A 14,748-nucleotide genomic window follows, 5' to 3' on the forward strand; every position below is an offset into this window, starting at 1 on the left:
GACAAATAGGCCATGCATCCACGGGACCAGACCATTTTTGCACTTTCGTCAGGCCAGCCACCAAACGCGATTGCCTTGGTGCGCGTCTCGGGTTCGCAAGCGGAAAAGGTCGTGAGGGCGCTTGCCGGCAAACTACCTTCTCCGCGATTGGCTACCCGCGCCCTGCTTCGCGATATCAGCCAGCGGCCGATCGACGATGCCGTGGTCCTCTGGTTTCCAGGTCCCGCCAGCGCGACCGGTGAAGACGTCGCGGAATTTCATATCCATGGCGGGCGTGCGGTGCTGGCAGCGTTGTTCGCCGCGCTGTCCGCATTCGAAGATGTTCGTCCGGCCGAGCCCGGAGAATTTACCCGGCGCGCGTTCGAGAACGGTAAGCTTGATCTCACCGAGGCAGAAGGTCTCGACGATCTCATTCACGCCGACACCGATCGACAGCGCCGTCAGGCGCTGCGCCAGTTGAAGGGATTGCTGGGAGACAAGGCACGCGATTGGCGCGCACGGATCATCGAGGCGTCGGCCTTGATTGAAGCCGGGATTGATTTCTCGGACGAGGGCGATGTCCCGGCGGAGTTGATCACGCCGGCGCTGGCTAAGGTCGAAGCATTATTGGCGGAGATCCAGGAAGCGCTGGCGGAGCAGGGGCGCAGCGAACGCCTTCGCGATGGCTTGGTCGTCGCGATCGCCGGACCGCCGAACGTCGGCAAGTCGACGCTGATGAATCAACTCGCGCGCCGCGAGGTCGCGATCGTGTCGCCGCATGCTGGCACCACGCGCGACATCATCGAGGTGCAGCTCGACCTCGAGGGCTATCCGGTGACCGTGATCGACACCGCGGGGATTCGCGAGACGGACGATCCGGTGGAGCAGGAGGGTGTTCGCCGGGCCCGCGCCCGGGCGGCGGATGCGGACCTCGTGTTGTGGCTGACGGACGCATCAGACGTGGAGAGCGAAGGGAAGGGCGAGGCCACCGCGCCGGTCTGGCGGGTCCGCAACAAGATCGATCTCGATGCGGCTGATCGGCCAATGGCCGAGTCGTCCGGAGGCCGTGTTTTCCGAATTTCGGCCCGGCACGGAGACGGGCTGCAAGAGCTGATCGTGGCCATCGTCGAGTTCGCGCAGGTCTACTTCGGCAGCAGTGAAGGCGGCCTGATTGGCCGGACGCGGCAGCGGAAGCTGTTGCAGGACACGGCGGCGTCCCTGCAGCGCTGCGTCGAGGTGCTGGGGGAGGGCGAGGAGCTGGCGGCAGAAGAGCTGCGCGCCGCAGCCTATTCCCTGGGAAGGTTACTCGGCCGGGTCGATGTTGAGGACATTCTCGACGTCATCTTCCGAGAGTTCTGCGTAGGTAAGTAACGGTCTCTTACCCATGTTTCACGTGAAACACCTGACGCTCGGGGGAGGGTGCGTTTCACGTGAAACATTTCGTCAGCAAACTTCTGCTTCCCGGATTTTCAACTCCGAGATAGAACGCCGCCATGATTTCCCGACCAAACTCCTTTGACGTCGTCGTCATCGGCGGCGGCCATGCCGGCTGCGAGGCCGCAAGCGCGGCTGCGCGCATGGGAGCGAAGACGGCGCTGGTGACCCATCGCTTTGCGACCGTGGGAGCGATGTCCTGCAACCCCGCCATCGGGGGTCTCGGCAAGGGACATCTGGTCCGCGAAGTCGATGCCCTGGATGGCTTGATGGGCCGGGTCGCGGATGCCGGAGGGATTCAGTTTCGGATGCTGAACCGCCGCAAGGGCCCGGCGGTTCGCGGACCGCGGGCACAGGCAGATCGCAAACTCTATGCTGCCGCCATGCAGGCCGCGATCCAAGAGACTGCCAATCTGAGCGTGATCGAAGGCGAAGTGGATGAGCTGATCGTCTCCGGCGGCCGGGTTACTGGAATTCGGTTGGGGGATGGCCGGGAATTCAGCGCCGGGGCCGTCGTCATTACGACCGGGACTTTTTTGCGGGGTCTTATCCATCTCGGCGAGAAGAACTGGCCCGCTGGCCGGGTCGGGGAGGCGCCAGCGATGGGGCTTTCGGCGTCCTTCGAGCGGGCAGGCTTTACGCTCGGACGATTGAAGACCGGCACGCCGCCGAGGCTCGACGGCACGACCATCGACTGGGCTGCGGTCGAAATGCAGCCTGGTGATGACCCGCCGGAGCCGTTCTCGGTTATGACCGATCGCATTACGACGCCGCAGATCCAGTGCGGGATCACTCGCACGACGCCCGCAACCCACGAGGTGATCCGGGCAAACGTCCATCGCTCGCCGATGTATTCAGGACAGATCAAGAGCAGCGGTCCACGCTACTGTCCCTCGATCGAGGACAAGATCGTCAAGTTCGGCGATCGCGACGGCCACCAGATCTTCCTGGAGCCGGAAGGGCTCGACGACACCACGGTCTATCCTAACGGCATTTCGACCTCCCTGCCGGAGGAAGTTCAGCTCGCGATCCTCGCCAGCATTCCTGGACTGGAGCGGGCCAGAATGGTCCGGCCGGGCTATGCCATCGAATATGACCACGTCGATCCCCGCGAACTCGATCCAACGCTGCAGACCAAACGGCTGCCGGGTCTCTTCCTGGCCGGACAGATCAACGGCACAACGGGATATGAAGAAGCGGCGGCGCAAGGGATCGTGGCGGGTCTCAACGCCGCCCTGGCGGCAAGTGGCGCCGATCCGATCGTGTTCGATCGGGCCGATGGTTATCTTGGTGTGATGATCGATGATCTCGTTACCCGCGGGATCACTGAGCCCTATCGGATGTTCACCTCTCGCGCCGAATACCGGCTGACCCTGCGGGCCGACAACGCAGATCAACGTCTGACCGACAAGGGAATCGCCCTTGGCTGCGTCGGGTCGGCGCGTGCGCAGCGGCATCGCGACAAGATGGACGCGCTGGCTGCGGCGAAGGCTTTGGCCAGATCGCTGACGATGACTCCCAATGCGGCGGCCAAGCATGGCCTGGCTCTCAACCGGGATGGCCATCGTCGGTCTGCTTTTGAGCTGCTGGCCTATCCGGAGATCGAGTGGGCGACCTTGCGCAATATCTGGCCGGAGCTGTCGGCCATTGCCCCATCGATCGCGGTGCATCTTGAGATCGACGCCAAGTACGATGTCTATCTCAAGCGACAGATCGCGGACGTCGATGCCTTTCGTCGGGACGAAGGTTTGGTCCTGACCGGCATCGACTATGCGGATGTGCCCGGGCTTTCGAATGAGGCTCGGTCAAAGCTCCAAGCGGCACAGCCTCGGACAGTCGGGCAGGCGGGTCGGCTTGATGGTTTGACGCCAGCGGCTCTTGGCATCTTGGCGGCATATCTGCGTCGCGAAGCGCGGCGGAAGAATTCACGAGTGACGGCGTAAAGAATCTGTTTCACGTGAAACGGGATAGGGTGCCGCCATTGCGAGGAGCGTAGCGACGGCACACTTTCTTGTCGCGCGAAATGGATTGCTTTCGCTTCGCTCGCAACGACCTCCACCAGACAGCAATTTCTGACATGGGCAAAGTTCAATCGGCGGACCGTCCTTCTGCTAAGGACAAAGCGGAGGCACTGAGGCTCACGCCCGTTTCACGTGAAACGGCGGAGCGGCTCGATCGCTATGTCGCCTTGCTCTTGGAGTGGCAGGCCAAGACAAATCTCGTCGCGCCCTCCACGCTCCCCAATCTTTGGACCCGTCATATCTCTGATTCGCTGCAGCTCCTGGACTTGGCTCCATCGGCCAAGGTTTGGGTCGACCTCGGCAGCGGCGGCGGATTTCCAGGCGTCGTGTTGGCTTGTGCACTGGCCGCGACACCAGGCGCCAATGTCCATCTGGTCGAGCGCAACGCCAAGAAAGCGGCGTTCTTGCGCGAGGCGGTGCGCGTGACTTCTGCGTCGGCAACCGTGCATTTGGCGGGAATCGGGGATATTGTGGATAGAATCGGTGGCAGCGTCGATTGCGTCACTGCACGGGCGCTGGCTCCATTACATCAACTTGTTGGTTTCGCGGAACCGTTTGTGAGCAACGGCGCCAAGGCGTTGTTTCCTAAGGGCCAAGATGTAGAGGCTGAATTGACTGAAGCCACTAAATATTGGAATATTGAACCGCGACTCCATTCCAGCCGAACGGGCGGGCACGGCTGGATCGTCGAACTCGATCGGATCGAGCGGCGCAACCCCTCCGCGATCACACATGGCGATCGGGCATGAGCGAATTAGACCAGATATATCAAGAGGATAGGGATCCAACTCCGCCACCGCATCCACGCATCCTGTCGCTGGCCAATCAGAAGGGTGGCGTAGGCAAGACCACTACAGCGATCAATCTGGGCACCGCGCTCGCGGCGATTGGCGAGCGCGTGCTGATCGTCGATCTCGATCCGCAGGGCAATGCGTCTACCGGCCTCGGCATCGATCGGCGCAACCGCAGCTGCTCAACCTACGACGTGCTGATCGGCGAAGCGCCGCTGCGCGATGCGGTGGTTGCGACCGCCGTGCCGCGGCTGCACATCGCCTACTCGACCATGGATCTGTCGGGTCTCGAGCTCGAACTCGGCACGACGCCCGGCCGCGCCTTCCGATTGCGCGATGCGATCGCGGCGCTGAACAAGAATGCGGCGCCGGATACCGACTACACCTACGTGCTGATCGATTGCCCGCCTTCGCTCAACCTTCTCACCGTCAATGCGATGGCGGCGTCAGACGCGATCCTCGTGCCGCTGCAGTGTGAATTCTTCGCGCTCGAAGGTTTGTCGCAATTGCTGCAGACAGTCGAGCAGGTGCGCTCGACGCTCAATCCGAACCTGTCGATCCACGGCATCGTGCTGACGATGTTCGATTCGCGCAACAACCTGTCGAACCAGGTGGTCGCCGACGTCCGGCAGTTCATGGGCTCCAAGGTCTACGACACCATGATCCCGCGCAACGTGCGCATCTCCGAGGCGCCGTCCTATGGCAAGCCGGTGCTGGTCTATGATCTCAAGTGCGTCGGCAGCGAAGCGTATCTGAAGCTTGCGACCGAAGTGATCCAGCGCGAGCGCGATCTGCGGACGCATTAAAGAAATGAAGGATGGGTTGAGCGCAGCGATACCCGTCAAGACGCGCGGTTAGGATGGGTTTCGCTTCGCTCTACCCATCCGACACTCTGTCGCGAAAGCCGGTGGGCACGCTTTGCATCGCCCACCCAACTGAGCAATCGAATTCTGTAGTGGAGTAGCCAAGTGAATCCGAGGGAGTTGGCGGCTATGGCCGACGAAACGCGTTCGCGACTGGGTCGTGGTCTCGCAAGTCTGATCGGGGATGTCGGCGGCGAAGCCGCGCATGTCGAACGACCGCGTAACCAGCGCAAGGTGCCGATCGAATTCTTGAAGCCGAATCCGCGCAACCCGCGCCGGACTTTTTCCGATACCGAACTCGGCGAGCTCGCCAGCTCGGTCAAGCAGCACGGCGTGATCCAGCCGATCGTGGTCCGTCCGGTGAAGGGCACCCAGGATCGGTACGAGATCATTGCCGGCGAACGTCGCTGGCGCGCCGCGCAACTCGCCAGCCTGCACGAGGTGCCGATCGTCCCCATCGATGTCAGCGACTCTGACGCACTCGAGATCATGATCATCGAGAACGTGCAGCGCGAAGACCTCAATGCGATGGAAGAGGCGCAGGGCTATCACGCGCTGGCCGATGAATTCAAACGCAGCCAGGAAGAAATCGCCAAGGAAGTCGGCAAGAGCCGCAGCCACGTCGCCAACATGATGCGGCTGACGAAACTGCCGACGGAGGTGCAGGCCCTCATCAAGAGCGGCGAATTGTCGGCGGGTCACGCCCGCGCCCTGATCAGCGTGCCTGATCCGCTGGCGGCGGCAAAGCGTATCGTCGCCGAAGGCCTCAACGTTCGTCAGACCGAGGCGCTCGCGCACGAGGAGGGAGTGCCGGAGCGCAAGCCGCAGAAGACGAGGAGCGGCGGCGGCAAGACCAAGGATCCCGATACGATCGCGCTGGAGAAGCGCGTCAGCGATGCGCTCGGTCTCACCGTGACGGTCAATCACCGCGACCCCGGCGGCACGGTCCAGGTCAGCTATCGCAATCTCGAGCAGCTCGACGAGGTGATGCGGCGGCTGGAAGGGAAGTAATCTAACCAGCCTCTCCACCTCATTGCGAGCGCAGCGAAGCAATCCATTCCACCGCTTGTGGAAGCGTGGATTGCTGCGTTGCTTCAGCGCAAAATTGCTTTGCAATTTTGTCGCGAGCTCCTCGCAATGACGGTGTTGGCATCGTTGCCTCAGCCCCGCCGCTTCGCGTTCGCCGCAATCGATAGCAACGTCCGCAGCGCGATCGCCGGCGCCAGCGCGGCCTGCTTGCGCATGTCGAGCGCCGCCGTCCCAAGCTGATCGATGATCGCGGCCAGTCGCGTCGGACTGAAATTGCGCAGCGCGATTTCGACAGCGCCCTTGCGCGAAAAATGCAGGCGCGGGTAGCCGCTTTCGAGCAAGGTCGCGACCGGCGTGCCGTCGGCAACCGCGAGCGCCGATTTGTGCAGCCATGCCGCCTGGCGCTGCGCGGCGGAGATGATGACGCCTGGATAGGTGCCGGCAACCATCGCTTTGGCAAATTCGCTCTCGACCAAATCGGGCTTGCCTGCAAACGCACCATCCACGATTGGATCGAGCTTCAGCTCGGAGGCGTCCGATACCACGGTCATGACATCGTCGAGGCCGATCTCGCCGTTGCCATGGGCATAGAGTGCAAGCTTGCGAAGCTCGTTGCGGGAGGCCTGACGGTCGCCGCCGAGCAACGACATCAGCACCGCGCGGGCATCCGAGGCGATGCGCAAATTGGAAGTCCGCAGTTCCTCGTCGATCAGCCGTGCTAGCTCGCGTTCAGTGTCGGGATAGCAGGCGATGGCGACCGCGGTCTTGGCGCGCTCGCAAGCCTTGCGCAGCGGCGATTCCGGCCGCAGCTCGCCGGCCTCGATCACGATGCGGCAATCCTTCACGGGCGAATCGGCCAGCGTATCGACGCCGCTGGCAAAACTGCGGGAGCCGGCGCGGACACGAATGGCGCGGCGGCCGCCGAACATCGGTATCGTCATGGCTTCGTCGACCAGCCGGGACGGCTCGGCCGACAGCTCGTCACCGTCCAGCCGCACCAGCGAAAAGGGATCGTTGGGATCATCGACCGCGGATGCGATCAGCGCGTCCGCGCGCTCGCGGACCAGGCCGGCATCAGGGCCATAAAGCAAGATGATCGGGCGACCGGGATCGGGCCGGGCAAGAAAAGCGTCGATGTCTTTTCCGCGGAGCGCGACCAACGGGATCAGGTGCCGGCGTAGAAGTAGGACGCCAGCCGGGTCTGGATGTTTTCCGCGATCTCCTGGGCGGCGCGATCCTCGGCGTCGCGGAAGGCGCGGGTGCGGGCGAAGCGCTGCAGATTGCCCGGAATGTCATAGGACACGCGAGAGAAGGTCGTCCCGGTCATGACAGATTTGTTGGTCGCAAGGTCGATCAGATTGAACTGCGCGTCGATGCCGTAGTTTTCGCTCGTCGGCAACGCGGTGTTCGGATCGATCATCAGCGAGTTGCGGGTGCTGTTGAAGCGCAGCACCAGCCGATGGGTCGGTGGCATGCCGGTAGCGTTGCCGTAGAGCTTGAACGCCAGCGCGTTGCGGATCTCCACCTGGATCCTCGCTTCGCGGGAAGCATTCGGCTTGTCGACCGGCGGGATTTCCACGCCCATCAGCTTTTCGCGCAGGCCGGGCTTGCCGTCGTTGCGTTCCGCATACATCGGCTGGAAACAGCCGGCCGTGAGCGCCGCCAGCGCGGCGACGGCGATGAGCCGGACGGCGATCCGGGTCCTAGCCAACGACATTCACGATCCTCATGGGAACAACGATTACCTTGCGGACGACCTTGCCGCCGAGGGCGAGTTTTACCGCATCGAGCGCCAAAACGGCAGCCTCAATTTCCGGATTTTCGGCGCCCCGTGGCACGGTGACATCACCTCGTTTCTTGCCGTTGACCTGGACCACCAGCGTCACGGTGTCCTCAACCAGCAAATCGCGTTCGATTTGGGGCCAGCTCGCCTCCGAAATCAGCCCGGATTGGCCCAGAACCTGCCAGCACTCCTCGGCCAGATGCGGCATCATCGGGGAGATCAGTTGGACCAGGATGGTGGCGGCTTCTCGCACGGACCAGGCCAAGTCCGGTGCCAGCGTGCCGCCGCGTCCCAGCACTTCGGCCAGTGCATTGGTGAACTCGCGGATATGGGCGAGGCAGACGTTGAAATGCAGCCGTTCGATTCCGGACGAGACCTTGTCCAGCGCGCCATGGGCGGCCTTGCGCAAGGCAAGCGCATCGGGCCCGAACGAGGCCGGTCGATCGGACGGAGCCGTCTTGGCGATCTCAGCGGATTCATTCACCAGGCGCCACAGCCGCTGCACGAAGCGCGCTGCGCCCTGCACGCGCTCGTCGCTCCAGATCACGTCGCGGTCGGGCGGTGAGTCCGACAGCATGAACCAGCGCGCGACGTCGGCGCCATAGGTCGCGATGATGTCGTCGGGGTCGACGGTGTTCTTCTTCGACTTCGACATCTTCTCGATCGGGCCGATCGTCACCGGCTCGTCGCCATAGATCATGCTGGCGCGGCGCTCGCTGCCGACCATCTCGACCTTCACCTCGGCCGGCGTCACGTAAGTGCCGTCAGCCTTCTGATAGGTCTCGTGCACCACCATGCCCTGCGTGAACATGCCGGCGAACGGCTCCTTCATGTCGATATGGCCGGTCGCCTTCATCGCGCGGGTGAAGAAGCGGCTGTAGAGCAGGTGCAGGATCGCGTGCTCGACGCCGCCGATATACTGATCGACCGGCATCATGCGGTTGGCGACGTCAGGCGTCGTCGGTGCCTTCTCGTTCCAGGGATCGGTGAAGCGCGCAAAATACCAGGACGAATCCACGAAGGTGTCCATGGTGTCGGTTTCACGCTGCGCCTTGCCGCCGCATTTCGGGCAGGTGACGTGCTTCCAGGTCGGATGATGGTCGAGCGCGTTGCCGGGCTTGTCGAAGGTCGCATCTTCCGGCAGCGTCACCGGTAGCTGATCGTCCGGCACCGGCACGACGTCGCATTTCGGGCAGTGGATGACCGGGATCGGGCAGCCCCAATAACGCTGGCGCGAGATGCCCCAGTCGCGAAGGCGGAAGTTCACCTGCCGCTCGCCCACTGGCGCATTGCCGCGCGTCTCGTTCTCCAGCCGCCTGGCCACTTCCTCCTTGGCACCTTCTATGGTCATGCCATCGAGGAAGCGCGAATTGATCATGCGGCCGTCGCCGTCAAAGGCGGTATCGGTAATGACAAACGTCTTCGGGTCCTGACCCTCGGGACAGACCACGGGAGTATTGCCGAGATTGTATTTATTGACGAAGTCGAGGTCGCGCTGGTCATGCGCCGGACACCCGAAGATGGCGCCGGTGCCGTATTCCATCAGCACGAAATTCGCGACATAGACCGGCAGCTTCCAGTTCGGGTCGAAGGGGTGAATAGCCTTGATGCCGGTATCAAAGCCCTGCTTCTCGGCCGTGTCGATGATTTCCTGCGCGGTGCCGATTTTTTTCACGTCCGCGACGAACTCAGCGAGATCAGGGTTCTTCGCAGCCGCCGCCTGCGCCAGCGGATGATCCGCCGAGATCGCCATGAATTTCGCACCGAAAAGCGTGTCCGGCCGCGTCGTGAAAATCTTCAGCTCAGTTTCGCCCGCCGGCGTCGTTGTCGGATCCAGCGCGAAGCGGATCAACAGACCTTCGGAGCGGCCGATCCAGTTGCGCTGCATCAGCCGCACCTTGTCGGGCCAGCGGTCCAGCCCGTCGAGTGCGTCCAGCAACTCCTGCGAATACTTCGTGATCTTGAAGACCCACTGGTTCATCTCGCGCTGCTCGACGACGGCGCCGGAGCGCCAGCCGCGGCCGTCGATCACCTGCTCGTTGGCGAGCACGGTCATGTCGACCGGGTCCCAGTTGATCTTGCGCTTCTCGCGTTCGGCCAGGCCCGCACGCAGGAAGTCCAAGAACATCTTCTGCTGATGCTTGTAGTAGCTGGGGTCGCAGGTCGCGAACTCTCTGCTCCAATCGAGCGACAGCCCGATAGATCGCAGCTGCTTCTTCATCGCGGCGATGTTGTCGTAGGTCCAGGCCTTCGGCGCGACCTTGCGCTCGATCGCGGCATTCTCGGCCGGCAGGCCGAAGGCGTCCCAGCCCATCGGGTGGAGGACGTTGAACCCCTTGGCGCGCATGAACCGCGCCAGTACGTCGCCGAGCGTATAGTTCCGGACGTGCCCGATATGAATGCGCCCGGACGGGTAGGGGAACATCTCAAGCACGTAGTATTTCGGCCGCGGATCGTCATTTTTCGAAGCGAAGATCGCTTTTTCGTCCCACTGGCGCTGCCAGCGCGGCTCGGATTCACGGGCGTTGTAACGTTCGGCGGTCATGAAATCGCAGGGCTTTTGGTGGATTCGGGTCCCCATCCAGAGGACGGCGGACTAGGCCACAAAAGCGGCTGCGGGGCAACGTCTTGGGGAGGAGGGCAGGGCCGATTTGAGCGAGCGGCGCGGAACGTTGGCTTATCCCGCCATCGCCATGCCAGTCTTGTCCGCGAGCTTGGCAAACCCGTGCTCGACCACGGTATTACGACCGCGGTGTTTGGCGGCATAGAGGGCGGCGTCCGCGGCTTCGATCAGCTCTCCGGGGGTTTGGGTATCGCTTGGCAGTGTGGCGGCCACGCCGACGCTGACAGTGACCATTCCGTAGCTGGATGTGATGTGGGGCAGGGCGAGGCCTTGAACTTTCATGCGCACAGTTTCGCCGACCTCCAGCGCCTTCTGCGCGCTGGTGTTCGGCAGCAGCAGACAGAACTCTTCGCCGCCATAGCGGCCCGCAAAACCCATCGTCTCGCCGGCGATGCGGGCCAGCGCCTCGCCGATGCGGGTGAGGCAGGCGTCGCCCTCAGGGTGGCCATAGGTGTCATTGTAGAGCTTGAAGTAATCGACATCGATCATCAACAGCGACAGCTCGCTGGTGAACTGCTGCGCCTTCAGCCATTCGAATTCGAGCCGGCTCTGGAAGCCGCGACGGTTGGCAAGGCCCGATAGCATGTCGATCGAGGCCATCACGGTAAGTCGGTCGTTGGTCGCAACAAGTTCGCGCTCGCGCTGGCTGAGCTGGGCCGCCATCGCATTGAAGGCGCGCGCCAGCGGCATGAATTCCGAGGGCAGCCGGCTGCGCGAGACGCGAGCCGACGAATCGCCTTCACCGAATCGCTTGGCCATGCCGGTCATGACCTCGATCGGATTGATGATGAGCTTCTCGGCGCCGATCAACGCGCCGAGCAGCACGAACAGGCAGACGAATGCCAATTGCAGATAGGCGGTGCGGATGTCGCGGTTGATCGCGGCCGTGACAATGTCCTCGTCGACGCTGACGATCAGGCGCGCCTGCGTTCCGGGAATGCGCGCGAAGCTGATGGTACGCTTGGAGTCGGTCGCAGCGAAGGAAATCGAGCCGGTATCGGTGTTCGAGCTGAGCGCTTTGTAAGTAATGGCCGAGAGCAGCGGCACGTTATCGAGGGGGCGGCCGATCATGCTGGCCTGGTCCGGTGGCGCCGCCAGCACCACGCCGGTGCTGTCAATCAAAACAGATGAAATACCCGGCCGCCCGCCGAGGTTGGCCATGATCTTCGACAGCCAATCGAGATTGATGCCGGCGACCGCAACCGAATCTTCCTCCGGGTTGATCGCGGCGACCGGATAGGCCGCCATCATGATCGGCCGATTGTTGGTCTTGCCGAACAGATAGTCGCTGAAAACGAAATCGCGCGTCTCCTGCGCTTTCCTGAAATATTCACGATCAGCGATGTTGAGGCCGACCTGTGCGTTCAGCGTGGAACATTGCACCACACCGTCCTTGCTCACGAGCATGATGCTGCGGATCCAGGGCAGGTTGGCAGGCAGGCTGGCGCGCAGGATCTCGCAGCTGCGTGCGATGCCGCTGGAGGCGCGGATATAGGCGGCCGATTTCAGCATCGTCTCGACCGAGGAGATCACCTCGCGCTGGGTCTCGGCGCTGTGATGGGTGATATTGGCGTATTCTTCCGACGCCGTCGCGATCTGTTTGGCGCGCGCATCTTCGAGCGAGCGAACGCGATCCAGCATCAAGGGCGCCACCAGCAGCACGGCCAGCATCGCAAGCCGGGCGCGGATGCCCAGAAGCTTCTTGAGTTTGACGCGATTGCGGCTGAAAGTAACGCCAGACATCCTTTCCCCCCACACCGCAAGGTAGAGCGAAGGTTTCAAAAAGCCTTTCCCGAACTTGGTAAAATTCAAGGAAATGCCGTAAAATTTCGGCCGGGAATTCGATCAAGAATGGGACATGACGCGACAGAGATGGCGACGCCGCTAACCAAGTCTTTACCAACCGGTCTGGCTCAGGTGGAGCAGGAGATTGCGCGCGCGTGCAAGGAAGCGCGCCGCGATCGCGCGTCGGTGACGCTGGTCGCGGTATCAAAGACGTTCGACGCCGCGGCGATTTCGCCCATCATCGATGCGGGACAGCGCGTGTTCGGCGAAAATCGCGTGCAGGAAGCCAAGGCGAAGTGGCCGGCGCTGGTTTCGGCCCATCCCGGAATTACGTTGCACCTGATCGGGCCGCTGCAATCCAACAAGGCCAGGGATGCGGTGGCACTATTCGACGCCATCCATTCGGTCGACCGGCCGAGCCTCTGCGAAGCACTGGCCAAGGAAATCAAAGCGCAGAACAAGCGGCCGGAATTGTTCGTTCAGCTGAACACCGGCGAGGAGCCGCAGAAGGCCGGCGTCGTGCCCGGTGAGGCCGACGCTTTCATCGCCAGCTGCCGCGAGAAATATGGCCTCGTCATTTCCGGCCTGATGTGCATTCCGCCGGTCAACGACGCGCCGGCGCCGCATTTTGCGCTGACGGCCAAGATCGCCGCACGCAATGGCTTGAAGAATCTGTCGATGGGTATGAGTGCGGATTTTGCGGTCGCGATCCAACTCGGCGCCACGCATGTGCGGGTAGGCTCGGCGATTTTTGGGGCGCGGTGACAGCGCCTCGGTCTCCGTCATTGCGAGCGCAGCGAAGCAATCCATGGCGCGGCATAACGGCTTGATGGATTGCTTCGTCGCTTTGCTCCTCGCAATGACGGGGAGAAAGTCTACTTGAATCCCACCGACACTTTTCCAAGCATCCCGAAATCAACCGCGCAAAAATTACCCGATTGAATCGGAAGCGGCGGATGGCAAGTGCCCGTGGTAACCACCCTCCCCGCCTTCAGCGTCACGCCGAGCTGGCGCAGCTCATTGGCGAGCCAAGTTAGCGCTATCCTGGGATCGCCCAGCACATTCTTGCCGTGACCAACGAACCGCTGGCCGCGCATTGTGACCACAGGCCGCTCTTCGACGAGGTCCATCGCACGCCAGTCGGCGGTTGCAGCAGGTCCCAGCACGAACAGATGCGCACAGGCATTGTCGGCGATGAGCTGGGCCTCGCCGGCGCTGACGAAATCGGCAAACCGCGAGTCCGGAATTTCGATCGCCGGATGCAGCGTGTCGACCGCATCGAGCACCTGCTGCACCTCATAGGGCGTGGAGCGCGCCGGCAGGTCCACGCGCATGCGGAAGGCGAATTCGGGTTCGGCGACGCGCATTTCATTGCCGGTCATCGAAGCCGTGCCACCGTCGGCAATCACGGTCTCGGCCAAAATGCGTCCCGCCATCGGGCCGGCGACGTTGATGTGCTTTTGTCCGGCCTCGCTGGTCGCCGCGATTTTCCAGCCGAACAGACTGTCGGACGAATATTTTTCGATGGCCGCCTGGATCGCGTAGCCCTCGGTGCGGTCACGCGGCCGCATCGTTTCGTCGAGGGCGGCAAGCTTGGTGCCGGCACGCCAGTGGTCGTGCAGCGTCTTCGATGCGGCCGATATAGCGTTCTTGTCGAGCATGGTTTTCAGTCCCCTCAGCCGATCATGATCTTCGTCTGCGGGCCCATGCGCTGTAGCAGCCGCAGCATGGAAGACTTTGTCATCGAAACGCAGCCCGCCGTCGGCGCAAAATTGGGCCTTGCCAGATGCAAAAACACGGCGCTGCCGCGGCCGGCAATTCGTGGTGCGCTGTTGTGATCGATCTCGACAATGAAATCGTAGAGATGGTCCTCGCGCGTCAGCCGATCGCCGGCCTGGTCGTGGACCAGGCGAATGGGCTGATTGTAATGGCGATCGCGCGGGTCTTCGCACCAGGCGTCTTCGGGCCGGATCGGCCGGATCGGGAGATAGGTTCGCGGCCGGATGTGGCGGTCGGCGCGCCACCACAATCGTAGCGGGCGATAGATGCCCCGCGGCGTGCCGCCGTCCCCTTCTCTCTTGTTGGCAAGAATACCGCCGCGACCAAGCGCCACCGGCACTGACCAGCCGTCGGCCGTTAGCCAGCCCCGGCGCGGGTCGCCTGCAGCCCTTCGGACCCAAATTGTCGCAATCGGGCGATCAGCCGTAACCTTCGTGTAAGCATTTGAAGTAACGTATCTTTTCATGCGACTGCCCGAATCATCGGATTGCCTGCTCGGCCACAATTGCCCCATTTGGCGCCATTACAGGACATTCATCCAAACGCGCCTCAAAATTGAGGTAGACTGCGCCTCGCCTTGTGAATCTGTAACAATCTCTTACCTCAATGCGAATCAGTACCCCGATGACCCGGTTTGCTTGCGAAGCTTGCTCGCGAATCG

At 62.5% G+C, this 14,748-nt stretch carries 12 protein-coding genes; 6 read left to right on the forward strand and 6 right to left on the reverse strand.

The window, feature by feature from the left end; translation table 11 throughout:
* Nucleotides 1-12: 12 nt before the first annotated feature.
* From mnmE to J6524_RS26770, 5 genes are all read left to right on the forward strand, one after another.
* Nucleotides 13-1,350 carry a tRNA uridine-5-carboxymethylaminomethyl(34) synthesis GTPase MnmE gene (gene mnmE, locus J6524_RS26750; RefSeq protein WP_225676130.1) on the forward strand — a complete coding sequence of 446 codons (1,338 nt, stop codon included), beginning with the start codon at nucleotides 13-15 and terminating at the stop codon, nucleotides 1,348-1,350.
* A 122-nt stretch (nucleotides 1,351-1,472) separates the two neighbouring features.
* The gene (mnmG, locus tag J6524_RS26755; RefSeq protein ID WP_225676132.1) at nucleotides 1,473-3,356 is read left to right on the forward strand and encodes a tRNA uridine-5-carboxymethylaminomethyl(34) synthesis enzyme MnmG; all 1,884 of its coding nucleotides are present in this window, start codon (nucleotides 1,473-1,475) and stop codon (nucleotides 3,354-3,356) included.
* A 134-nt stretch (nucleotides 3,357-3,490) separates the two neighbouring features.
* Nucleotides 3,491-4,183 (forward strand): 16S rRNA (guanine(527)-N(7))-methyltransferase RsmG, encoded by a 693-nt coding sequence (rsmG, locus tag J6524_RS26760; protein ID WP_225676212.1) that lies wholly within the window; start codon nucleotides 3,491-3,493, stop codon nucleotides 4,181-4,183.
* Complete coding sequence (locus tag J6524_RS26765; protein WP_225676134.1) at nucleotides 4,180-5,031, forward strand: ParA family protein; 852 nt, start codon at nucleotides 4,180-4,182, stop codon at nucleotides 5,029-5,031. Before rsmG ends, J6524_RS26765 begins: the two co-directional genes overlap by 4 nt.
* A gap of 186 nt (nucleotides 5,032-5,217) precedes the next feature.
* Complete coding sequence (locus J6524_RS26770) at nucleotides 5,218-6,099, forward strand: ParB/RepB/Spo0J family partition protein (RefSeq protein ID WP_225676135.1); 882 nt, start codon at nucleotides 5,218-5,220, stop codon at nucleotides 6,097-6,099.
* Between the two features lie 149 nt (nucleotides 6,100-6,248).
* On the opposite strand, the gene holA is transcribed toward J6524_RS26770, so the two are convergent.
* From holA to J6524_RS26790, 4 genes are all read right to left on the reverse strand, one after another.
* On the reverse strand, nucleotides 6,249-7,277 hold the full coding sequence (gene holA / locus J6524_RS26775; protein WP_225676137.1) for a DNA polymerase III subunit delta: 1,029 nt from the start codon (nucleotides 7,275-7,277) through the stop codon (nucleotides 6,249-6,251).
* 5 nt (nucleotides 7,278-7,282) lie between these two features.
* Nucleotides 7,283-7,834: an LPS assembly lipoprotein LptE gene (gene lptE, locus J6524_RS26780; protein ID WP_225676139.1), complete on the reverse strand. Its 552-nt coding sequence runs from the start codon at nucleotides 7,832-7,834 to the stop codon at nucleotides 7,283-7,285.
* On the reverse strand, nucleotides 7,821-10,445 hold the full coding sequence (gene leuS / locus J6524_RS26785) for a leucine--tRNA ligase (protein WP_225676141.1): 2,625 nt from the start codon (nucleotides 10,443-10,445) through the stop codon (nucleotides 7,821-7,823). Before leuS ends, lptE begins: the two co-directional genes overlap by 14 nt.
* 132 nt (nucleotides 10,446-10,577) lie before the next feature.
* Nucleotides 10,578-12,266, reverse strand: a complete 1,689-nt coding sequence (locus J6524_RS26790) for a sensor domain-containing diguanylate cyclase (RefSeq protein WP_225676143.1) — start codon at nucleotides 12,264-12,266, stop codon at nucleotides 10,578-10,580.
* Nucleotides 12,267-12,395: 129 nt separating this feature from the next.
* Here J6524_RS26790 and J6524_RS26795 point away from each other — a divergent pair, with 129 nt between their 5' ends.
* Complete coding sequence (locus tag J6524_RS26795; RefSeq protein WP_225676145.1) at nucleotides 12,396-13,073, forward strand: YggS family pyridoxal phosphate-dependent enzyme; 678 nt, start codon at nucleotides 12,396-12,398, stop codon at nucleotides 13,071-13,073.
* Nucleotides 13,074-13,183: 110 nt separating this feature from the next.
* Here the strand turns inward: J6524_RS26795 and J6524_RS26800 are convergent, their stop codons facing one another.
* Both J6524_RS26800 and J6524_RS26805 read right to left on the reverse strand, forming a co-directional pair.
* Complete coding sequence (locus tag J6524_RS26800; RefSeq protein ID WP_225676147.1) at nucleotides 13,184-13,969, reverse strand: 2-keto-4-pentenoate hydratase; 786 nt, start codon at nucleotides 13,967-13,969, stop codon at nucleotides 13,184-13,186.
* Between the two features lie 14 nt (nucleotides 13,970-13,983).
* Complete coding sequence (locus J6524_RS26805) at nucleotides 13,984-14,553, reverse strand: L,D-transpeptidase family protein (protein WP_225676149.1); 570 nt, start codon at nucleotides 14,551-14,553, stop codon at nucleotides 13,984-13,986.
* Between the last annotated feature and the right edge of the window lie 195 nt (nucleotides 14,554-14,748).

The sequence above is a fragment of the Bradyrhizobium hereditatis genome (assembly GCF_020329435.1).
GTDB classification, from domain to species: Bacteria; Pseudomonadota; Alphaproteobacteria; order Rhizobiales; family Xanthobacteraceae; genus Bradyrhizobium; species Bradyrhizobium hereditatis.

Bases quoted from the DNA above. Each gene is read 5' to 3' on its own strand.
- leuS (WP_225676141.1), bottom strand. From the start codon at position 10,445: ATGACCGCCGAACGTTACAACGCCCGTGAATCCGAGCCGCGCTGGCAG.
- J6524_RS26765 (WP_225676134.1), top strand. From the start codon at position 4,180: ATGAGCGAATTAGACCAGATATATCAAGAGGATAGGGATCCAACTCCG.
- J6524_RS26795 (WP_225676145.1), top strand. From the start codon at position 12,396: ATGGCGACGCCGCTAACCAAGTCTTTACCAACCGGTCTGGCTCAGGTG.
- rsmG (WP_225676212.1), top strand. From the start codon at position 3,491: ATGGGCAAAGTTCAATCGGCGGACCGTCCTTCTGCTAAGGACAAAGCG.
- J6524_RS26770 (WP_225676135.1), top strand. From the start codon at position 5,218: ATGGCCGACGAAACGCGTTCGCGACTGGGTCGTGGTCTCGCAAGTCTG.
- mnmE (WP_225676130.1), top strand. From the start codon at position 13: ATGCATCCACGGGACCAGACCATTTTTGCACTTTCGTCAGGCCAGCCA.
- mnmG (WP_225676132.1), top strand. From the start codon at position 1,473: ATGATTTCCCGACCAAACTCCTTTGACGTCGTCGTCATCGGCGGCGGC.
- J6524_RS26805 (WP_225676149.1), bottom strand. From the start codon at position 14,553: ATGAAAAGATACGTTACTTCAAATGCTTACACGAAGGTTACGGCTGAT.
- lptE (WP_225676139.1), bottom strand. From the start codon at position 7,834: ATGTCGTTGGCTAGGACCCGGATCGCCGTCCGGCTCATCGCCGTCGCC.
- J6524_RS26790 (WP_225676143.1), bottom strand. From the start codon at position 12,266: ATGTCTGGCGTTACTTTCAGCCGCAATCGCGTCAAACTCAAGAAGCTT.
- J6524_RS26800 (WP_225676147.1), bottom strand. From the start codon at position 13,969: ATGCTCGACAAGAACGCTATATCGGCCGCATCGAAGACGCTGCACGAC.